The organism is Burkholderia sp. 572, from assembly GCF_040545135.1.
Lineage (GTDB): Bacteria > Pseudomonadota > Gammaproteobacteria > Burkholderiales > Burkholderiaceae > Burkholderia > Burkholderia cepacia.
The window spans coordinates 29,555-51,431 of the sequence record NZ_JBEPLH010000008.1; the positions used below are offsets into that span (position 1 = coordinate 29,555).

General features: G+C 60.1%; 16 protein-coding genes. 13 read left to right on the top strand and 3 right to left on the bottom strand.

The window, feature by feature from the left end:
• The first annotated feature begins 70 nt into the window (after positions 1-70).
• From tssC to tssJ, 13 genes are all read left to right on the top strand, one after another.
• Positions 71-1,621, top strand: a complete 1,551-nt coding sequence (gene tssC / locus ABIC51_RS16530) for a type VI secretion system contractile sheath large subunit (protein WP_175898115.1) — start codon at positions 71-73, stop codon at positions 1,619-1,621.
• 80 nt (positions 1,622-1,701) lie between these two features.
• Positions 1,702-4,041, top strand: coding sequence for a type VI secretion system Vgr family protein (locus tag ABIC51_RS16535; RefSeq protein ID WP_175898114.1), 2,340 nt, complete (start codon positions 1,702-1,704; stop codon positions 4,039-4,041).
• Positions 4,042-4,049: 8 nt separating this feature from the next.
• Positions 4,050-6,656, top strand: a complete 2,607-nt coding sequence (locus tag ABIC51_RS16540; protein WP_175898113.1) for a glycoside hydrolase family 19 protein — start codon at positions 4,050-4,052, stop codon at positions 6,654-6,656.
• Positions 6,657-6,659: 3 nt separating this feature from the next.
• Positions 6,660-7,142 carry a hypothetical protein gene (locus tag ABIC51_RS16545; protein ID WP_175862721.1) on the top strand — a complete coding sequence of 161 codons (483 nt, stop codon included), beginning with the start codon at positions 6,660-6,662 and terminating at the stop codon, positions 7,140-7,142.
• Positions 7,143-7,307: 165 nt separating this feature from the next.
• Entirely contained in the window at positions 7,308-7,985 is a 678-nt protein-coding gene (locus ABIC51_RS16550; protein ID WP_175862722.1) for a hypothetical protein, read from the top strand.
• A 377-nt stretch (positions 7,986-8,362) separates the two neighbouring features.
• Positions 8,363-8,905, top strand: coding sequence for a hypothetical protein (locus ABIC51_RS16555; RefSeq protein WP_175898112.1), 543 nt, complete (start codon positions 8,363-8,365; stop codon positions 8,903-8,905).
• Positions 8,906-8,973: 68 nt separating this feature from the next.
• Positions 8,974-9,231 (top strand): PAAR domain-containing protein, encoded by a 258-nt coding sequence (locus ABIC51_RS16560; protein WP_124917988.1) that lies wholly within the window; start codon positions 8,974-8,976, stop codon positions 9,229-9,231.
• A 3-nt stretch (positions 9,232-9,234) separates the two neighbouring features.
• Complete coding sequence (locus ABIC51_RS16565; protein WP_111939161.1) at positions 9,235-10,473, top strand: KPHS_23130 family T6SS system protein; 1,239 nt, start codon at positions 9,235-9,237, stop codon at positions 10,471-10,473.
• Positions 10,470-14,276 carry an ImcF-related family protein gene (locus tag ABIC51_RS16570; protein WP_124917986.1) on the top strand — a complete coding sequence of 1,269 codons (3,807 nt, stop codon included), beginning with the start codon at positions 10,470-10,472 and terminating at the stop codon, positions 14,274-14,276. Before ABIC51_RS16565 ends, ABIC51_RS16570 begins: the two co-directional genes overlap by 4 nt.
• 8 nt (positions 14,277-14,284) lie before the next feature.
• Positions 14,285-15,868 carry a type VI secretion system protein TssA gene (gene tssA / locus ABIC51_RS16575; RefSeq protein WP_175898110.1) on the top strand — a complete coding sequence of 528 codons (1,584 nt, stop codon included), beginning with the start codon at positions 14,285-14,287 and terminating at the stop codon, positions 15,866-15,868.
• A 9-nt stretch (positions 15,869-15,877) separates the two neighbouring features.
• Positions 15,878-17,692, top strand: coding sequence for a type VI secretion system baseplate subunit TssF (tssF, locus tag ABIC51_RS16580; RefSeq protein WP_175898109.1), 1,815 nt, complete (start codon positions 15,878-15,880; stop codon positions 17,690-17,692).
• Positions 17,689-18,813: a type VI secretion system baseplate subunit TssG gene (gene tssG, locus ABIC51_RS16585; RefSeq protein WP_111939218.1), complete on the top strand. Its 1,125-nt coding sequence runs from the start codon at positions 17,689-17,691 to the stop codon at positions 18,811-18,813. Before tssF ends, tssG begins: the two co-directional genes overlap by 4 nt.
• Positions 18,814-18,826: 13 nt before the next feature.
• A complete protein-coding gene (gene tssJ / locus ABIC51_RS16590) occupies positions 18,827-19,360 on the top strand; it encodes a type VI secretion system lipoprotein TssJ (protein ID WP_111939165.1) in 534 nt (177 codons plus the stop codon).
• A 107-nt stretch (positions 19,361-19,467) separates the two neighbouring features.
• Here the strand turns inward: tssJ and catC are convergent, their stop codons facing one another.
• From catC to ABIC51_RS16605, 3 genes are read right to left on the bottom strand one after another with little or no spacing between them, the layout of a single operon-like run.
• Positions 19,468-19,758: a muconolactone Delta-isomerase gene (catC, locus tag ABIC51_RS16595; protein ID WP_027790983.1), complete on the bottom strand. Its 291-nt coding sequence runs from the start codon at positions 19,756-19,758 to the stop codon at positions 19,468-19,470.
• A 43-nt stretch (positions 19,759-19,801) separates the two neighbouring features.
• Positions 19,802-20,704 carry a catechol 1,2-dioxygenase gene (gene catA, locus ABIC51_RS16600; RefSeq protein ID WP_146252578.1) on the bottom strand — a complete coding sequence of 301 codons (903 nt, stop codon included), beginning with the start codon at positions 20,702-20,704 and terminating at the stop codon, positions 19,802-19,804.
• A gap of 32 nt (positions 20,705-20,736) precedes the next feature.
• Complete coding sequence (locus tag ABIC51_RS16605; RefSeq protein ID WP_175898108.1) at positions 20,737-21,870, bottom strand: muconate/chloromuconate family cycloisomerase; 1,134 nt, start codon at positions 21,868-21,870, stop codon at positions 20,737-20,739.
• Positions 21,871-21,877 lie beyond the last annotated feature (7 nt).

Sequence of the window (21,877 nt, forward strand, 5' to 3'; positions counted from 1 at the left end):
ACGCTGGGCAAAGCGCGCGTTCAGCGCATTCCGCAACATCGTAGCGATTCGATCGCAGACAGGACTCGAGATGAAACCCACTGAAACGCAGCACGCCGGCGCGACCGAGACCGTCGTGCTGGACGCCCCGCACGGGGATATCGACAGCGTCTATGCATCGCTGTGCAGCAAGATCAACCTGAAGCCCGTCAACGAAGCGCGCCCGCTCGAGGCGTTCCGCGACAACGACATGCTGTCCGAGGCGTCGGCCGACGAGCGCATCGCGCGCGGGATGGGCGCGTTCCTCGAACTCGTCGCGAAGGCGAGCCAGCCGGTCGACCGGCTGGACAAGTCTCTGCTCGACTTCCATATCGGCCAGATCGACCGGCAGATCGGCCGCCAGCTCGACGCGGTGATGCATGGGCCGGAATTCCAGGCGCTCGAAGCACGCTGGCGCGGCCTGAAGATGCTCGTGAGCCGTACCGATTTCCGCAAGAACGCGCGAATCGAGGTGCTGGACGTGTCGAAGGATGCGCTGCAGCGCGACTTCGAGGACACGCCTGAACTGATCCAGAGCGGCCTGTATCGCCTGACGTACATCGAGGAATACGACACGCCGGGTGGCCAGCCGATCAGCGCGATGATCAGCGACTTCGAGTTTGCAAATTCGCCGATGGATGTTGCGCTGCTGCGGAACATCTCGAAGGTCGCCGCCGCCGCGCACATGCCGTTCATCGGCTCGGTCGGGCCGGCGTTCTTCGGCAAGCAGTCGATGGAGGAAGTGGCGGCGATCCAGGACATCGGCAATTACTTCGATCGCGCCGAATACATCAAGTGGAAGAGCTTCCGCGATACCGACGACGCGCGCTACGTCGGCCTGACGATGCCGCGCGTGCTCGGCCGGCTGCCGTACGGCAAGGATACGGCGCCGGTGCGGGCGTTCAACTACGAGGAAGCGGTCAAGGGCCCCGATCACAACAAATACCTGTGGGTGAACGCATCGTTTGCGTTCGCGGCGAACATGGTGCGCAGCTTCGTGAGCAACGGCTGGTGCGTGCAGATTCGCGGGCCACAGGCGGGTGGCAAGGTCGAGGATCTGCCGGTTCACCTGTACGACCTCGGCACCGGTTATCAGCCGAAGATTCCGACGGAAGTGCTGATCCCGGAGACGCGCGAATTCGAGTTCGCGAATCTCGGCTTCATTCCGTTGTCGTTCTACAAGAACCACGACTTCGCATGCTTCTTCTCCGCGAGCTCGACGCAGAAGCCTGCGCTGTACGAGACGAAGGAAGCCACGGCGAACAGCCGCATCAACGCGCGGCTGCCGTACATCTTCCTGCTGTCGCGCATCGCGCACCACCTGAAGCTGATCCAGCGCGAAAACATCGGCACGACCAAGGATCGCCGTCTGCTCGAACTCGAGCTGAACGGCTGGATCAAGGGGCTCGTGACCGAGATGAAGGATCCGGGTGACGAGTTGCAGGCATCGCACCCGCTGCGCGACGCGAAGGTGACGGTCGAGGATATCGACGACAACCCTGGCTTCTTCCGGATCAAGCTGTTCATCGTGCCGCACTTCCAGGTCGAAGGGATGGACATCGGGCTGTCGCTCGTGTCGCAGATGCCGAAGGCCAAGAACTGATCAGGCGTTAGTTCCATGAGGCGCCCGGGGTGGCGAAAATCGCCCCGGCGTGCCGCATGTTCGCGCAACCGAGAGACTCCATGTCGATGCTTCTGCCTTCGCAGGCTTATGAATTGAAACTGGCGCCGCAACCGGCGCCGTTCTCGATCCTGACTTTCACTGGGCTGGACCGGATCAGTCAGCTGTACCGGTATGAGATCGAATTCACGAGCCCGGTCGCGGGCATTCCGATGGATCAGGTGCTGGGGCGTCCGGCAAAGTTCATCGTCGATCCGGTCGATCCGGACATGGGGTATCTGCAGAAGATGTTCGGGGAGAACGCCGGACAATTCAGCACGAAGCCGCCGGCATATACGGTTCACGGGATCATCACCCGGTTCGATGAGCTCGGGACGTCGGCTGACGAGACGCGCTATCGGGTCGTGCTGGAGCCGACGTTGGCCGATCTCGATCGCGGGGTGACCAGCCGGCTGTTTCAGAAGCAGTCGGTCGAAGAGATCGTGACCGACACGTTGCGGCATTACGGGTATCGCGCGGGCGTCGATTTTCAGTTCCGGTTGCGACGCGAGTACAAGCGTCGCGAGTACGTGACGCAGTATCGCGAGACCACGTTCGCATTCATCCGGCGGATTTGCGCCGAGGCTGGGATTTGGTTCCGGTGGGAACAGAAGAAGGATTGCGCGGTGGTCGTGTTCGGCGACGATCTGGATGCCTATTCGCGCAAGCAGCGCACGGTTCCCTATCGTCGCGATTCGGGGCTGGAGAGCGTCGGGGCCGATGCGATCAAGACGCTTGGGCGTGAAATGCAGCGTGTGCCGGAAACGGTGCGATTGCATGACTACAACCATCGGCAGGCCGGGGTGTCGCTACTGGTCGAGGAAAACGTCGCGCGTGACGACAAGACGACGAACGCAGTCGATTATCGCTGGGGCGAGCACTACGAGACGCCGGAGGAAGGCAAGCGCGTGGCTCGGTTGCGGCACGAGGCTTATCTGGCCGGACAGATCATCTTCAAGGGGACGGGCAATCCGTTCTGGCTCGAAGCCGGCGAGGTGATGCGGGTCGAGCCGAATCCGGTCGATGCGAAGCACGGGATTTTCGTGACGTCGGTCGAGTCGCACGGCGGGCGCAGTGAGGCGTATTGGGTGGCGTTCGAGGGGATTCCGTCGGATCGGGTATGGCGCACGCCTATGGCGTCGGTTTCGCGGCCGGTGGTCGACGGGATCTTGCCTGCACGGATTACGTCGCCGGGCAATTACAAGTATGCGTATCTGACCGAGCAGGGCTGGTACGTGATCAAGCTGCCGTTCGATCTCGATGAATGGAGCCCGGGTGGGACGAGCCGCCCGGTGCGGTTTGCGAAGCCGTATAGCGGCGACAACTATGGACATCACTTTCCGCTGATCGATGGCGCGGAAGTGGCCATTGTCCATACGGACGGCGATCCGAATCGGCCGGTGATCATCGGGGCGATGCACGACAGCGTGCATCCGGATCTGGTCAACAACCTGAACCATACGCGGAACCTGATTCGTACCGCCGCTCAGAATGAGTTGCGGATGGAGGATAAGGAAAGCAACGAACACGTCCATCTGATCACGCCGTTCCGCGCGAGCCAACTGAATCTCGGCTTCATGGTGGATATCGATCGCAAAGCGCGCGGAAAGGGTGCCGAACTTGCCACCGATGGACACGCGTCGATCAGGGCGGCAGACGGGGTGCTCGTATCGGCCGAGGCACAGCCAGGCGCGGCCGGCGAGCAGCTTGCCATGCAGAGTGCGGACGCGACGTTCGCGCAGGCCAAAGAGATTCTGCGTTCGCTCAATGACGCCGCGAACGCGGCCAAGGCACTACAGGCTGAGGCTAACCAGCAACGTGTGCTGATCGAGCAAAAGCTTAGCCGCCTCCAGAAGCCAGTCATTGTTGCGAGTGCTCCAGAAGGTGTTGGCATCGCCAGTGGGCAGCACGTTCAGATCGCTGCGCGCAAACAGATGTTTGTTACGGCCGGTGAAGGGCTCGACATCGGCGTGATGAAACGCATCACGGTGGCGGCCAGCGAAGCGATGTCGTTCCTCGCAGCAAAGTTCGGAATCCGGCTCTTCGCGGCAAAGGGCAAGGTACAGATTCAGGCACAAGGCGACGGCATGGAGCTGATGGCGATGCAGGACATGCTGATGAGCTCGTCGGACGGAGAAGTCACGATAACGGGTCGAAAGGGCGTCACGATTGGTGACGGCGCGGGCGCTTATATCAAGCTGGCAGGCGGAAAGATCATTCTCGGGAGTCCTGCGGGCGAGATCGAATTGAAAGGCAACCTGATCGTTAACGACGCCGCCGGCGGTAGTTTCAAATTTCCGACCTGGTCCACGGTGCCGCTCAACGATGTGAAGAACACATTGAATTTCGGATTTTCGGAGTAAGCCCGACCATGGCGACCAAAGCCGCACCGAAGAAATCACCGACGCCGCAGCAGCCTGCCAAAGCCGGTTTGCAGCAATTGTCGTTCGCGTTTCCGTTTTTGCGCAAAGGGCAGGGGGAGTCCGAGGCATCCACTCGATTCACCAACGAGCATGACATTTATCGGTTGCTGGCCGAGCGTGAGTCGTCCGGTACCTATCTCGCGAGCAGTAACGGCATGTGGCATGGCGGCATTCATATCACGGAGGCTGGTGCTGGGCAGTCGCTGGACCTCGACGGAGGATTGCGGTGCATCGCCGATGGCGTGTTGATCGCGTTTCGCGCCAATAAGGCCTATCCAGTCAGCGAGGTTGCAACGGCAGATGGTGGATCGCCGTACGAGGCACCGTATAGCACGGCCTTTGCGCTGGTGCGGCACACGATGGAGTTCCCACGGGACACGAAGCTGACGTTTTACAGCCTATACATGCACCTGATGTCATGGGAAGACTACGCAAACTTCCCAAAGCGGGAAAAGCCGTCGTATTGGCCGCGGCAATGGCTGGTGACGCAATATGCGCAGGACAAGCAAGCGTCTGGCCGAAGCGGGCAGGCTCCCGATCCGGCACAGCAGGGGCTACGTGTTCGCAAGACTCCGGGCGGTAGCCCCATCGCGATTCTGCCGCAAGGAGCCAACGTCGGCATCGGGAAGATTGAGACGAAGAACGGAAAGCCGTGGGGGCAGTTGACGGATCTTCGTGGGACATCACCGTATCCACAGAAAGCAGGTGAATATGTCGAGCCGTCGAGTGCGATCGGCAAGTGGGTCTTTCTCGGCCAGGAAAACGGTGGTCCGGTCGCCGAAGAGACTGTCGAGGACTCTATATTTGATCGGGTTGTCGTGACGACTGGCCAAGGTGCACCGGGTGATGCGTCCGGCATTCCAGTCAAGGCAGGAGACCTGATTGGGCATTTGGGGCGCTACGACTCGCTGAACCAGTGTAGTTCGGGAACCCGAATGGCACACATCGAAGTCTTCTGCGATGACAGCGTCCAGTCGTTTCTCGAAAAGGGGCGTGCATGGGTCAATCAACACAGTCCGAACAAGGAGGACTGGACTGCACTGGGCCTGCCATCCGAGCCGACGATCCTGCGGATCGCGCCGGGTACGGTGCTGTATCAACGTACTCAAGACAAGAAAAAATTTGTCCCTGGTGTTGACCCACAGTTGAGAAAGACGGATGCCGTTCAGGTGTATTCGCTTGCCGAACTGGCGCGTGACCCGGATCGACGAGTTGCCGAGCCGCGTCCGAATCCGGATCCGGGTTATCCGGTGAACTGGTGGCACGTTGACGGTGTGAATGCACAAGGTCAACCGATTGACGGTTGGGTGTGCGACTTCAACCACGCGGGCGGCCAGGTGACCCGAGAATTCGCACAGAAGTGGATTGATTTCGAGTGCCTGGCAGATACCCATGATCCGGCGCATACGATCTTTGCGACAACGCAGGCGTGGGTTGATTATGCGAGCGGCGCCAATGTTGACGACCTTGCTTCGCGTTCGAAGCTCAGTCCGTTGATGCTTAAGGTGTATGACGCGCTGTTTACCAAGGGCGTTGGTAAGCATGCAGCTGATGAGCTATGCGCGCTGTCGCGGATCGAGCGTGGAGGACATCCCTGGTTGATGCAGGCTGCGTCTCGGCTGATCGTGAAACACGAGAGCGAGTGGGCTAATCCGTCGAAATGGAAGCAACTGATCACCGAGTTGGAAAAGCAGACGGGGCCGAGGCTGCAGCATGAGGAAGAACAGAAGCGAATTGAGAAGTTGGCGTGGTGGGATGATGTGCAGGCCGGCATCCCGGTTTTCCCTCGGGCGAATGTTTTTCACATCCACCCCATTGGATTAGCCGCAAATTTCCAATTTGGAAGTCAGTTGATCACGCTCGCTATGCTGATGGCGGTCGAGCCATCGAATTCGATCGAATACCACCAAAGTATTTTGCCTTACCTGAATAAATATGCCTTGATATATAAAATTAATAAACCAAAAAGAATTGGGCATTTTCTTTCGCAATCAGCACACGAGAGCCATTTGCGAGCCACCGAAGAAGGGTTGAGTTACAAGCCCGCGGGCATGCGAAAAATGTTCGGATGTAAGGGTGGGAAGAAGAATTATGATGAAAAATGTGACGATTGTAAGCATGGTCGTCTGCGAGAAAAGCTTTGGAGTGACGAAGCATATTACGCTCATAACCCAGAGCGTCTCGCAAATTATGTGTACGCGGACAGATTGGATAATGGCGACGAGGATAGTGGTGATGGATATAAATATCGTGGGCGCGGGTTCATACAAGTTACCGGCAAGGTTGGCTACGAGTCATTTCAAAACGAGCATAACCGACGATCTCCTGATGATCAGCAAGACTTCGTCAAAAATCCCGATCTTGTCGCGTCTCAATTGGAATATGCGGTCGAGTCTGCCTTCACTTTCTGGGCAAAGAAAAATCTAAACTCGATCTCCGATAATGGGACGGTTCGCGACGTGACGCAGATCGTAAATGGCGGGCAGACTGGATATGATGATCGGCTCAGCCGCTACAATAAGGTGGCGCCTCTCTTGGGTCTTTCGACGGAGTAACTCATGGATGTCTATAAAGTAGTCACGGCTTCGATCATGGGTCTTGTTTCGGTGGCGGCTGCGCATGCAGAAGGGTTGTGCCGCACGGGAGAGGCAGCAGTCTTCAATTGCGAACTTAAAGCCTCTGTTTCATCGCTTTGTCAATCAACTGAGAATGGCGCCCTGATCTATCGAAATGGGGTTGATGGGAAGATAAATTTGCAGATTTCGGATAAGAAAAATAAGAGGAATGTATTCTTCTTGTCAAATACGCCGTATGCAGGGGGTGGGGAGACTCATATTCGATTTTCTCGGCTGGACTACACATATTATTTGTACGACAAAGTCATCAAGGTCGACGATGGTCCGGAATTTTTTGCTGGGATTGTTGTGTATAAAGAAAATAAAAAAATCTCCAGTCTTGCGTGCAGTAATAATGCATCAATACGCGCAAGTGCATATCAGTCGATTTCTCGAGAGAAGTACCGATCAGTCGATGTTCGGTAATGAAATCGGTAAAATTTAACAAAGAATTGTATGGGATTGAATAAGAGGGATGTCTTTTCGAGAAAGGCAAGATTGCACGAAAGAGCGTCCTTCATGTGTATAGGGTATATGTAATGAACTCGGGATTCCCTTGGTGGACATAATAAGTGGTGTCGGGTTAAGGGAGTGTTCGATCTGGATTTAATGATGATTTGGGGTTTTGTTTTTCTGGCGGTCGCGCTAATGAGTAACTCAGTGTTCGCGAAGAGTGCGTGTTCCGATCTTCTGGGTGAGCAAATTTCTCCATCATTGAATACAAAGGTTGGGGCAGTTTGCTTTGTTCGGAAACCTATGTTGGATAATAAAACTGGGGCGCCAATCGGCCTTGATGGAATTTCGTTATATTATGCCGCGAATGGAAATGTACCGGTGGAGGCGGAGGGGAGAGGGCTGCTTTATGATGACACGCCTGGTGAAATTGTTGATGCCCTTTCGATGAGAGTTGGGCGCGATCGTCAAGAAAAAGTCTTTGTAATCCATTCTTTTGAAGTTCGGTACTCGCTTATGGAGTCGAATTCGTCCGGTAGATTTTACTCGGTTTCTGTTTTTGAACCAATCGGGGATATCTTGCATCAAGACGAACGCTCTACTGAATGGTTTGGGGTTGGTTACAGTTGGCTATCCGACGGTCAGAAGCGGGTTTGGAAATTTCCTTACCAATCCAGAAAGGATGTTCGGCAAGCGCTTGATTCCCATTTTGCTTCGTTGATGAGTGAGGGGGAGGGCATTCCTGTCAGAGTGAAGTCGAAGACATATCTATTTGACGGGTCTAGTATTAGAAATAAGAAAAAAATACCTGATTGAAGGGGATGGGGCGGTGGTTGAAGAGGTTACGGCTGGGTGGTGCAAAATTAATTATTCTAGAGGCATAAGGCCAATAAAGATGTGGTTGACGTGTGCCGCGCTTGAAGCGGAAGGTGGGGCTCAAAAATAAATTGATACGCGACTGATTTGCCTGGGGCGGCTTGATGTTTGTGGGTGAGCATGCTCGATGTTCTCTAAATGGTTGCGTGATTTTGTAAAAAAACGGATATCGATTCTGGTAATTTTTGGGTGCTTTCGAGGTCGCTGATTATGAATGTGTTCACGCGGTTTTGGTGACGGTATTGGTTATTCGGAACGCGTCGTCGCATACAAAAATGTGGCTCCGATTCTTGGGCTTCTCAGAGGGGCGGCATAAAATGTCTGCTTACAAGTTGCTAGTGGCAAGTGCAGTGTTGTTCGTTTTCGCGCTGAGCGGATATGGAGCAGAACGTGTCGTTAATTGCCCAGAGGAAAAGGTGGAGAACGACGTTTTCGATGCATCGGCGCTAGTAAAAAACTCGAGAATTTCTATCGAAAACGGCAATGCCGAATATCCACTGGTTCTGAATTTCTATCGACCTACAAAAGATGGGTGTAAAAAGACGGAATTCGCTCGATACGCGCTTGATGGGGGCGTGCCGACTGTCGAGTCTATATTTTTTATGAATTTTCGTGGTCGAGCTAATGTGTTTTCAATTGTTTCGTGGAATATAAATAATCGTGGTGAGATGACTTATGGGAGATTTTATCAAGTGTACGCCTATTATTTTGATGAAAATGACGGGCTGGTAGAAAATAAGAGTATTTCTGAAGATGAGGCGATGGCGGGAATCGAGGGCTACGTCAAAGGTAGAGGGTCAAGGTTCCAATATGGGACAGCTGCGGATGTCAAGAAATACTGGCGAAGAAGGCTGCGATAAGTTCGATGGAAAATCTGCGGGATCGTCTCAGTATTGAGTGTCATATATTGAACAATGGAAAACGCAAAATGAAAAATCTCGCATACGAAGGCGACGCAACGAGCCACGGCGGCAAGATCCTGACCGGCTCGGATCGCGTTAAGGTAAAGGGTCGCCGGGCCGCCCGTGTGGGTGACAAAGTCTCGTGTCCGATCCACGGCGACAACGAAATCGTCGAAGGCAGCGGCAGGATGAAGGATGGCACCACGCCGCTATCGCGCGATGGCGATCGCACGCGGTGTGGGGCGGCCCTCATTGCCTCGTCGACCGGAGCTCAGGTTAAGTAAGCAATGCCCGTCGATTTCAATCGCGTACCGCCGCGTGTGGATGTGCCGCCTCCGCCCCGAGCCTCGATGATCGTCTGGACGCCCTTGCTGGTGCTCGTCATGGGGGCCGGGGCAGGACTGACGATCACATTTTGGCCAACGGACCGCACGACGAATACGCTGTGGTTCTGGCTCTGTGTCGTTGGTTATCCCTTCCTGGTCTGGGCTTTCCTGCTATTCGCGTGGCTCGCGTATGGCTACACCGGTCGCAATCAGGCGATCGCGATGAACCGCGTTAGTGATGAAGCCGAGCAGGCATGTCACGCGATGTCGAGCAGACCGCTTGCGATACTGGGCCATGCATGGTGCTTCGCCGCGAACGATTCGGAGAACTCGCTTGAAGGAATACTGACGGGAACTGAATTGGCGAAGCTTCGGCCGAGCGGCGCAGTCGCGGATAGTGAAGTCAATGCACGTTGGCTCGACATCCCGGAGATGCATTTTCATCCGGGTAACGAACTCACTGAACATGCTCGGCATCATGCCGTGTGTACGTGGCTGCTCGAACGCTTGATAGACCGTCTCCTGCCGCAGCTTAATACGCTTCCACCGAGAACGACGCTTCAGATCGAGCTTCATCATCGATCGAGGCTGAAATCCGAGGTTTTCGAGACCCGGCTACGGGAAGTGCTCACTGAACGAGTGCCTGCGTTGAAGGTGGACGTCACACCGGGTGAGCACACGATTTCGCTCTTCCGAACGGACGCTTGGCTGGACAACCGAGCTGTGAATACGGTCCACCTGCTGGTCGCCGTTGAGCTTCGCGATGCAATCAGTTCTGTCCTGTCCGATGGCGTTGCAGAGGCGGGTGTCGCGCTGCTCGTCGGACACCCGCGCCTTGAGTCACCGACCATGCCAGTCGGGTTGCGGTTGCATCGCCCCGCCAGAGGCTCGCTCGATACCGCCGCCCGAACGCTTGAGCTTGCCGCGCGCTGGGGACAAACCTCGCGCGACCGTCTGCGCACAGTGTGGACGCATGGCCTGACCGGCGAGAGAGTCGGTGCAGTTCGGCAAGCCGCATCGTTTCCCGACGAAACGCGATGGCTCTCGCTCGAGACGTCGGTGGGCGACTGTTCCGGCGCAGGGTCGTGGTTGGCTGCCGCCCTTGCTGCAGAAAGTGCCTGGACAACGGGCGACCCGCAACTAGTGCTGTGTGGCGAAGGTGAAGAACTGATCGCCCTCATGTGCAGAAAGCAGACATGAACGATAACAAGAACGACAACAACACTCGGCCGGCAGGCCTCTTCATAGGTATCGCGGCGCTGATCGTCTTTCTGGCGCTGAGTAGCGCGGTATGGATAGAGGGGCCCCGTCACGGATGGTCGCGCGATACCCGGATCATCATCGAGCTTTCGCTGGTGGTGGGTTTGCTGATAGTGATCCTGTCGATCAAGTACTTCGAGTTTGTGCTGCTTTCGATTGCCTCGCTGAGAGCATCCCGTTGGTTTGCTCGTTACGATGCCGGAAAACGCGCAGCGTCCGTCAACCACAACGATCAGAGCGGTCCACCGGGGCCGGTCGACAGAGCTACGGCGCTGCGGAATCTCCTGCGTGACCGTCACGGCTGGCGTTGGCGCTATCGTGAACGATGGGTGCTAGTCGCCGGTGACCTGCCGCTGGTGAAGCGCTTGGCACCGGGACTTGCCGACACGGGGTACGTAATCAACGGCGATACGATCCTGCTGTACGCCAGGCAAACCCGCGACACGCTCGAGACGGAATGGCTCGATCAGATCCGCCGTCTGCGCCACTACCGCCCGATTGACGCGATCGTGACGGTGACACGCAACCGCAGTTCGGCGGACGCGCCGTTCGACGTCGATGGCGTTTGCCGGCAACTGGCGCGTCACGCGCGTGCCCTGCGCTGGGCGGCGCCCGCATATCTGCTCGACGCCACCGATTTCGGCGGCATGACATCAAGCCCGGATGAAGCAATCGGCTTTACCTGGTCGAACGCGCACCTGAACGCAGACGGTATCGATTCGTCGCTGCAAGATCTCACCTACGATCTGGCGAGCACGGGAGTTGTACGCCTCACCAAAGACGCACGCGATCGCTATCCCGTCGAGTTGTCTCAGCATATTGGCAATCTGCACTCTGCGTTGACGGGTCTCGTGCTGGAAGCTAACCAATCCCGTATCTGGAAACATGGGGTTCACGGCCTGCTGTTCGCCCCGTTGTTTAAGGAGCGCGAACTCGAACTGCCGTTATCAAGCGATACGAGCGACGACGACTCGCCACTCGATCCTCGACATCGAACGATCTGGCAAACCGTCGCCGATCACTGTCGCAAGGTTCATGGTCGCCGAGTCGGCTTTTCGCTGTCGTCCACGGCAGCGTGGATGGCGACAGCCGTGATCGGCTGCTGGATTGCCGGCACGATGCTGTCCGGATTCGTCAACCGCGCAGCGATCGGGAGTGCGGCAGATACGGTCGTGAATCTCAAGGAAGCCAAGGATCCGACACGGTCCCTGCAGACGCTTACCCATCTTGAACGACAGATCGACACACTTGAAATTTACCAGCGCACCCGCGCACCGCTGAGTGCCCGCTTCGGCCTGAATCGTGACCACGCATTGCTCGATGCCCTCTGGCCGCACTATGCCGATGCGGCAAACCGCATTCTCGTCGGTCCGATTCGCCGGCAGCTCGAGGCGCGATTGCATCAACTGGCGTCGCTATCCGACGCAGAAATCGCCAGCGGCGGCGATGCGCAAGTACAGGCCGCGTACGACACGCTCAAGACCTATCTGATGCTCGCGAAGCCGGAGCGCGCGGTGGCTGCATTCCTGACACCCCAGCTCGTTGCGACGTCCATGCCGGCGCGCCCTGTCAATTCATCGTTGTCGCCGGGCAGATGGGAGGACTTGCGGCAGCAAGCCATTACATTCTTCACGAACCATCTGGGACCCGGTGCGAAATCGACGGCGGCTGCGTTGGCAATCGTCCCGGACAGCACCTTGATCGCAGCGACTCGCCAGACGGTGATCGGTGTGCGCGGCATTCAGAATTCGCGGGACGCGGTCTACCAGCAGATCCTCGACGAAGCGACGCCGAAGTATCCGCCGGTATCGCTCGCCACGCTGCTGGGTGACGCGGCATCCCAATCCGGGGCCGGTGGCGCAACAAGCCGCGGTTTGTTCAACACGACCATGACCATACCGGGCGTATTCACGCGCGCAGCATGGGACGAACGGATCGCCAAGGCCGTCGACGAAGCCGGCGAGCAACACGACGTGGCAAGCGACTGGGTGCTTTCCGACACCAGGGCCGAAGGCCAGCCTTCGTCGACACTAAAGGACGAACTGCGCCAACGCTATTTCGACGACTATGCACGCGCCTGGGCACTGTTCCTCAACAGCGTGCGCTGGCAACCGGCCCCGACGCTTTCCGCCACGGCCGATCAATTGACCTTGCTGGGCGATCCGCAACGTTCGCCGCTCGTCGCGCTGATGAACGCGATCGTCTATCAGGCGGGAACGGGAGCCAACACACAGTCGCTGTCCGACACGCTGATCAGCAAGGCGCAGCAGCTCGTCGGCGCCGACGAAAAGGATCCGTCGAAGCAGGTCAAACCGCAACTCGCGCCGCTGGCGGCTGCGTTCGGCCCGATCCTGCGTCTGACCGGCAGCGATCTCGTCTCCGGCGTGCCGGCCAACGGCAAAACCGCCGCCGCGCAAATGGCCGCGACAGGCGACCTGAGCCTCGCCCGCTATCTGGAGCGCATCACGGCCATGCGCCTGAAGACGTCGCAGATCGTCTCCAGCGCCGATCCGGATGCGGTTGCGCGACTGGCCGCCCAGTCGGTGTTGCAGGGCAAGACATCCGACATCGCCGACAGCCGCGACTATGCGAGCCGGGTCGCCGCGAGCCTCGGCGAGCAATGGTCCGGCTTCGGCGCACTGTTCCGGGCTCCGTTCGATCAGGCATGGCAGGTCATCGTGCAGCCGGCCGCGTCGAGCCTGAACGAGATCTGGCGCGCGGCGATCGTGGCCGACTGGAACAAGTCGTTCGGCGGTCGTTATCCGTTCGCGGATTCGGACAACGACGCGTCGCTGCCCGAAATGGCGCGCTTCATGCGGCCCGATGGCGGCGTGATCACACAATTCGTGACGACGCAGCTCGCCGGCGTCATCGAGCGGCAGGGCGACCGCTGGGTGCCCGCACAGGGCACCGATTCCGGCGCGCTGACGATCGATCCGGGCTTCCTGAGCGGATTGAACAAACTCACGCGCATTTCGACGGTGCTGTTCCCGTCCGGCGATGCACGCGTGCGCTACGAGTTGCAGGCGGTGCCGACGCCGGGCGTCACCGACATGCGATTCGTGTTGTCCGGCCGCGAATTGCACTACTTCAACCAGAAGCAGGAATGGACGTCGTTCGAATGGCCCGGCCAGTCGCTCGAAAACCTGTCGCATATCGAATGGCAGACGGAGCAGGGTGGCTTGCGGACGGCGCTCGATTCGCAGGGGCGCTTCGGACTGGTGCGCCTGTTCGAGCGAGCGAAGGTCACGCAACAGGACAACGCACGTTACCTGCTGACCTGGACGCCGGATACGAGCCAGGGCATCCCGCTGAAGGTGCAACTGCGCAGCGAGGCGGGCGCCGGCCCGCTCGACGTTCTCCAGTTGCGCAACTTCGTGCTGCCTGCACGGATTTTCGTGACCGGGGCGGCAAGCGCCGGGCCGAAGGTGTCGATGGCCAGTCCGCCGCCGTTGCCGGCTGCCGCGATTGCCGCAGCCAGGCACGCTGCCGTTCCGTTGCCACCGGGGCTGCCGGGTGCGATGAAGTGGCCGGATGAAGCGATGCCGGTGGAGTCCAGGAAGGCGCCCCGTGAGACGACCGCGATAGCGGAAGCGCGTCCGAGCGCGCCCGTCGAGAAACCACCAAAGGGCGATCCGCGAATGGCGGTGTCTTCGCTGGCGACGAATTCCACATCTTCCGATGCCTCCACCAAACCGTTCGGACACGCCCTCCGTTTGCTTGGCGACGCATTTACGTTCTGAGACCTGCCATGACGCTTGCCAATTTCGTAAAGACACTCGTCGGCGGACCTCGCGTTGATTCGCTGCAGGAATCTCGACAGACCACCTGGGCGGCATGGCTGGCCCCGATACCGGGCGAACACGCGTGCGGACGCGATCCCGGCTACGAGGATGCGTTCTTCGAATTGACGGACGAGGCAAACAAGCTGTCGGGAATCGACGATGGCCTGATCATCCGCACCTGCGAGCAATTGCTCAAGGAAACCGGGAAGGATCTGCGTCTGGTCGGCTACTACACGTTTGCGAGGTTGCGGCAGGACGGTCCGGCCGGCTTTGCCGACGGACTCGAACTGGCTGCTTCGCTAGTCGACCGGTTCGGCGAGGCTGTGCTGCCCGCGCGGGCCGAGGCGAAGCGGGCGGCGCTGGAAATGCTGGCGACGTCGCGCATGATCGAGACGCTGGACAGCCGCGGCGACTTTGCGCCGGCCGATCTCGAACGTGCGCTTGCTGCGCTCGACGTGCTTGTCGAACAAACGGGAAACTGGCCGGAAGCCGCGCGGCCGAATCTGCAGCCGCTGGTTACCCGTTTCGAGCGCAAGGAGGAACCAACTCGCGGTGCGAATCCGGGCGTGGTCCCGCCACAAAAGATCGCTTCGGTTTCCGTGTCGAGCGGGGCGATCGCGTCGACGCGCGACCTGCTCGATCAGGCACGTTCGATGTCGACGTGGCTGCGGGATCAGGAAAACGGCTATTTGCCGTCGGTGCGCCTCGTGCGCAGCGTTCGCTGGGACACCTTGCATGACGTACCGCCGTCGGATGCCGCATCGCATACGCGTCTGGCGCCGCCGCGCGCCGAGTTGCGCCAGCAGATGAAGCGCCTTGTGCTGCAGAAGCACTGGCACGAGTTGCTGGAGCGTGTCGAGGGCGCATTCATGGAAGGCGTGAATCACCTGTGGTTCGATCTGCAGTACTTCCAGCATGTCGCGCTCGATCACGTCGGCACGCCGTACAGCGCGTGGCGCGAACTGCTGCGCGCCGACTTTGCGCTGTTTCTCGAACGACTTCCGGGCATCGAACGACTGGCATTCAGCGACGGCACGCCGTTCGCCGACGACACGACGCTCGAATGGATCGCCCGGCACGCGGTCGTGCGCGACCTGGAGGCGGGCGAGACGGTGGCGCCGCTGCCGGTCTCCGCGGATAGCGACGGCGACGCCGCTGGCGACTGGCCTGAAATCGAGACCCAGGCACGCGAACTTGCTGCGCGCGAAGGTATCGAGACGGCCTTCGCTTGGCTTGAAGCGCTGCCCGGCATGAAAACCGATCGGCATCGCTACCTTCAGCGGCTCGTGATGGCACGGCTGGCGGATCATGGCGGCCGTCCCGATGCGGCGCTCGCGCTGCTTGCCGAGCTCGATGCATCGTCGCGGTCACTGCCGCTGATGCGCTGGGAGCCGGCACTGACGTTCGAAGTCAAGCAACAACTCGTCAAGGCATTGAAAACGATGAGCAGCCGCAAAGACGCCGACAAGCCGGCGCTCATGCGTCGTGTTGCTGAACTGCAGGCCGAACTCACCGTGCTCGATCCCGCTCGCGCCTTGACTCTTTCGTAACGGATTCTCATGGACAACAACGATTCCATCCTGCGCTACTACGAAGCGGAAATGCGCTATCTACGCGAATCCGGCAAGGAGTTCGCGAAGGCGCATCCCGATCGCGCGCGTCTGCTCAATCTCGATCGCGTAGGTGATCGAGATCCTTACGTTGAGCGGCTCTTCGAGGGTTTCGCGTTCTTGACCGGCCGGCTCCGACAAAAACTCGACGACGAATTGCCCGAACTGACCGAAGGGCTCGTCAGCCTGTTGTGGCCGCACTATCTACGGATGATTCCGTCGCTGTCGATCGTGGAGTTGATGCCGTTCGCGGAGAAACTGCAGAAGACCGAAGTGGTGCCGGCCGGCGCACCCGTCAGGTCGGCACCGATCAATATCCCGTCGCCCGGCGGTGTCGAGGGTTCGGCGCTGCGAACGATCCAGTGTCTGTATCGGACCACACAACCCGTCGCGCTTCAGCCGGTTACGATTACCCACGCCGGTCCGGCCGTGCGCCATGACGGCCGGTCGGTGATCAGGATCGGCTTCGCATTGGAGGGATCCGCACTCCGCAACGAAACGAACCTGTCGCGCCTGCGTGTGCATCTGAACGCGGATCTTCCGACCGCATTCGCGATGCATCTCGCGCTCACAAGGCAGGTCGACACGATCTACTGGCGCGTCCCGGAAATTCGCGACGGTGAACCAGTGCCGCTCGCGGATGTCACGATCGAGCCCGCGGGCTTCTCGACGGAAGAGCGGCTGTGGCCCAAGGCCGATGCTGCGTTCTCCGGATATCAGCTCCTGCTCGAGTACTTCACGTTCCGCGAGAAGTTCCTGTTCGTCGACTTGTGCGGGCTTGATGTCGCGAAGCTTCCAGAAGGTGCGACCCGCTTCGAACTCGAAATCGTGCTGAAGCACGCGTATCCGTCGGACCAGCGTTTCAGCGCGGATAACGTGCGGTTGTTCTGCACGTCGGTCATCAACCTGTTCGAACTCGATGCCGAGCCGATCGAGATCGATCATCACGAAACTGAATATCGCGTCGTGCCGGCCGGCCATCAGGGCGAGCATGTCGAAACGTATTCGGTCGATGCGATCGCGACATTCGACCACGATACGGCCGAACGATACGAGTACGTGCCGTTCGTCACGTTCCGTCACCGCGGCGGCATGCTGCGGCACGAGGCCCCCGAGCGCTATTTCCATACGCGCGTGCGTCCCGGCGTGTCGGGGCTGTACGAAACCTGGGTGATTCTCGGCGGCCATGCATGGGAAACGATGGATACGCTTCCGGAGGAGAGCCTGTCCTTGCGGGTGACCGGCACGAACGGGATGTTGCCGCGCAAGGGTTTGCGCGAGGCAAGTCTCAACGAGATCGCGGTCAGCACGCAAAGTGTTGCCGGCGTGCGTAATCTCGTGTCGCCGACGTTGCCGCTGTATCCGCCGACGGAGGATCGCTTTCAGTGGCGCGTGTTGTCGCATCTGGCGCCGAACTTCCTGTCGATGATGAACGCGGAAGTGTTGCGCGGCGCCCTGGCGCTTTACGACTGGACCAACGACGAGCTGAACCGTCGACGGCTCGCGGGCATTCTGCATGTGTCGCAGGAATTGATCGAAGAGGTGTCGGGCGGTGCGGTCGAGCGGGGCGTGCTGATCGAGATCACGCTCGACTCGCACGCGTTTTCCGGCGAAGGCGACGTGATGCTGTTCGGGGAATTGCTGCATCGGTTCTTCGAGGCATATGCGGAGATCAACCTCTTTACGAAGCTGGCGATCGTCAGCCTGCCGTCCCAGCTTCGGACCGAGTGGCCGCGCGGCAAGGTGCAGAGGGCGGCATTATGAGGCGGTCATTCAATCGGGTTGGCATCGAAGCGACCGATGCACAAGCGCTTCCGGCAATTGTCGGGAGCCTGCTGGCGCGTGCGCCGAAGATGAGCTTCATGCAGTTCTGTCGGCTGCTGGAAGCCGGTGATCCCGACGCGCCCGAATTCGGCACGCGCGATACGCCGGAACACGAGCCGGTGCGATTCCGGCCGCGTCCTCGTTTGGGCTTTCCGGCCGGCGAGATGGCGGTGGTCGAGATCGACGACGAGGATGGCGATGCGCCACCGACCATCCGCACGACGTTCATGGGGCTGTACGGGGTCGATGCGGCGATGCCGTCGCATACGATCGACGAGATCGCGCTTCGCGAAGAGGGGCATGAAGCGGTCGAGGCGTTTCTCGACCCGTTCAATCATCGCATCGCGACGCTGCTGTACCGCACATGGAAGAAATACCGCTATCCCGAGCGTTTTCAGGCCGGCGGTGTCGACGATTATTCCCGGAGCCTGTTGTGTCTGGCAGGGTTCGGATGGGGCGACAAGCCCGCGCGCGCCGGTTTGCCGGCATCGCGAATGCTGGCGCTGCTCGGTCTCCTGATTCAGCGCACGCGAACATCCGAAGGGCTGGCCGGCGTCATTGCGCTTGCCGCGCCGCGCGTCGGCGTTCGCGTCGACGAGTTCTGGGCTGTGAAGACGAGCGCCGGCCAGCCGAGACCCCTGACGTCGACACGCGCGGCGATTGCAGCTTCACGGGACGACCGGCGTGTCGGTCTCGGCGGGGGTTACGTGCTCGGCAGGCGCATCGCGTATCGCAGCCGTGCGGTGCGTGTGACGCTGCGGCCTGACGATGTGCAGCAGGCGCATGATCTGTTGCCAGGCGCGTCGTTGCATCGCGAGTTGATGGCATTCATTCGGTTGTATGTCGGCGTGAAAGCCGATGTGCATTTGCGAATGGAAGTGTCGTCCCGCTTCGTTCCGAGTCCGGTTGTCGGGGCAGGGCGTGCAGATCCTGCGCCGCGTCTCGGCTGGACTACGGTGTTGCCCTCCGGGGACGCGCGCTTGATCGATATCCCGCTCGGTGTCTACGAGGCATTTCCGACACGTCAATCGAACTCGCATCCCGTGCCACGCACGATCTGATTCCGGAGTCTTCATGTTCAATCGAATGAGCGCGGCAACCGTTGCCGCAGCAGTGCTTTTGTCGGGCTGCGGTGCCTGGCAGTCCGTCTCGGATGCATCGTCGAATGCCTATCGTGCAGTGTTTTTCAAGCAGGTGAAGGTGCTGAATGTCGATTTCACGGCACGGGCTGCACTGAATCCGGATGAGGCGGGGCGAGCGACATCGGTGGCCGTTCGCGTGTATCAGTTGAAGGATCGCAAGATATTCGATGAAGCAACGTACGCGGACCTGTTGAAGAGCGATCGGACTGTTCTCGCGCCGGATCTGCAGGCAGATATGTCGACGGTTGTGAATCCTGGCGCGTCGTCGAGTTTGTCGCAGCCCATGCAACGCGAGACGAAGTACGTGGCGATCGTTGCGTTGTACCGCGCCCCCGGAGCGTCAGGAGATTGGAAGCGGGTGATTGAGAAAAAGAAGCTCGATCCGGATAAGCCGCTCCGAATGGATCTGTCGCTGAACGGGCTACAGGTGGCAGGAGAAGTCACGAAGTCAGCGTCTTCTAGATGAGCTGCGGAGACGGCGATAGAGAGCTGATATCGCGTGCAAACGCAGGGCGTTTCAGTCCCCGCGCGGGCCCATGTGCCGGGTAACCGGCAGCATGGGCCGCTGGGGAATTACCGATCGTCTTCCCGCACCGAAGACGGATGCCGGCACAGCGCGCGCACTTCCATCTCCATATACGGGAACAGCGGCAACTGGCTCAGCAGGTCATGCAGTTGCTGCACGCTCTCGACGTCGAAGATGCTGACGTTCGCATACTGCCCCGCGATCCGCCACAGATGACGCCAGACACCTTCGTTCATCAGCCGCTGGCACATCGCCTTTTCTTCCGCCTTCAGCGTGGCCGCCTTGACCGGATCCATGTCCGTCGGCAGACGGACGGTCATTTCCACATGAAACAGCATCCTGCACTCCTTGCGTTGTCGATTCGTCGAACGGGAAGGCCGCTCACGCCTGCGCGCGGGCTCGCTCGACTTCGCTTGCCGGCACGTCCTGCTTTTCCTTGAGCAGCGAGAAATCGAAGTCGATCAGCGCGAACTGCCCGTCGACGCCGTACGGCTTGCCTTCCGCGCCTTCGGCCTGCTTCACTGCCGGGATCAGCCCGTCGCGCGTTGCGAATGCGAAGTCGTCCCACAGGTGCGGATCGCCTTCGATGTTGATCTGCGTCGTCAGCTTACGATAACCGTCCGCCGAAACGAAGAAGTGAATGTGCGCCGGACGATGGCCGTGGCGGCCGAGCTGGTCGAGCAGTTGCTCGGTCTTGCCGCCCGGCGGCACGCTGTAGCCGACCGGCACCACGCTGCGGAAGCTGTAGCGGCCTTCCGCGTCGGTGCGGATCGAACGGCGCAGGTTGAACGCGGGCTGCGACTGGTCGAAGTACGAGTAGTTGCCGAGATGGTTCGCATGCCACACCTCGACGAGCGCGTTCGCGATCGGCGCACCGTCTTGGCCGAGCACCTTGCCGCGCATCACGAGCGTCTGGCCCGGATCGGTGCCGTCGTCGAGGCGCGCATGGCCGACCGATTCCGGCGCGCCGGCAACGTACAGCGGCCCTTCGATCGTGCGCGGCGTGCCGCCCTCGATGCCGGCCTTCGCTTCGGCTTCGTCCATCCGCACGTCGAGGAAGCGCTCGAGGCCGAGGCCCGCGGCGATCAGGCCGAGCTCCTTGCCCGCTTCGTTCAGGTAGTTGAGCGCGGTCCAGAATTCGCTCGGCTGCACGTCGAAATCCTCGATCGTGTAGCAGATGTCCTTCATGATCCGGTTGACGATCGCGCGCACGCGCGGGTTGCCGGGCTTCTCCGCGGCGTCGTCGAACGTCTTCAGCAGGGCGTCGATGGCTTGCTTGTCCATGTGTGTCTCCGGTTTCGGTTGTCGTGTGGGGATCAGCGGGCGTCGCGCTTCATGCGTTCGATGCGGGCCCAGTCGAAGGTGATGCCGAGGCCGGGCGTCGCCGGCAGGTGCAGCTTGAAATCCTCGTAGCGCAGCGGCTCGACGAGGATTTCCTCGGTGAGCAGCAGTGGGCCGAACAGCTCGGTGCCCCATTTCAGCGAGTCGAACGTACTGAACAGTTGCGCGGACGCCATCGTGCCGGCCGCGCCCTCGAGCATCGTGCCGCCGTACAACTCGATGCCGGCCGCCGCCGCGATCGACGCGACGCTCGCCGCGCCCTGCAGGCCGCCCGATTGCGCGATCTTCACCGCGAACACGTCGGCCGCGCGATCCTGCGCGAGCGCGAACGCATCGACGGGGCCGTGCAGCGCCTCGTCGGCCATGATCGGCACCTGCGCGAGCTGCGTGAGGCGTTTCAGCCCCGCGCGGTTGGTCGCGGCGATCGGCTGCTCGACGAGGCTCACGCCCGCTTCCGCGAGCCGTGCGCCGGCCCAGATCGCGTCGGTTTCGCTCCATGCCTGGTTCACGTCGACACGCACGTCGCCGCGCTCGCCGAGCGCGCGCTTGATCGCGACGACGTGTGCGACGTCGCTGGCGACCGCGTTCGAGCCGATCTTCAGCTTGAACGCGCGGTGGCGGCGCGCGTCGAGCATCGCTTCGGCTTCCGCGATGTCGCGCTGCGTGTCGCCGCTCGCGAGCGTCCATGCGACGTCCACCGCGTCGGCCCGGCGGCCGCCGAACAGTTCCGACAGCGGCACGCCGAGGCGGCGCGCCTGCGCGTCGAACAACGCGGTCTCGATCGCGCACCTCGCGAAGCGGTTGCCCTGGAACAGCTTGCGGGCGCGCGCCATCGCGGCGCCCGGGCGGGTCGCGTCCATGCCCTGCAGCAGCGGCGCGAAATAGGTGTCGATGTTGACCTTGATGCTTTCGGGGCTTTCCTCGCCGTAGGCGAGGCCGCCGATGGTCGTCGCCTCGCCGACGCCTTCGATACCGTCCGTGCATCGAACGCGAACCAGTACGAGGGTCTGGCAATTCATCGTGGCGACCGACAATTTGTGGGGCCTGATCGTCGGCACGTCGACCAGCAAAGTCTCGATGCGTTCGATGGTGGCGGCAGTTGCTATCATGCGATTC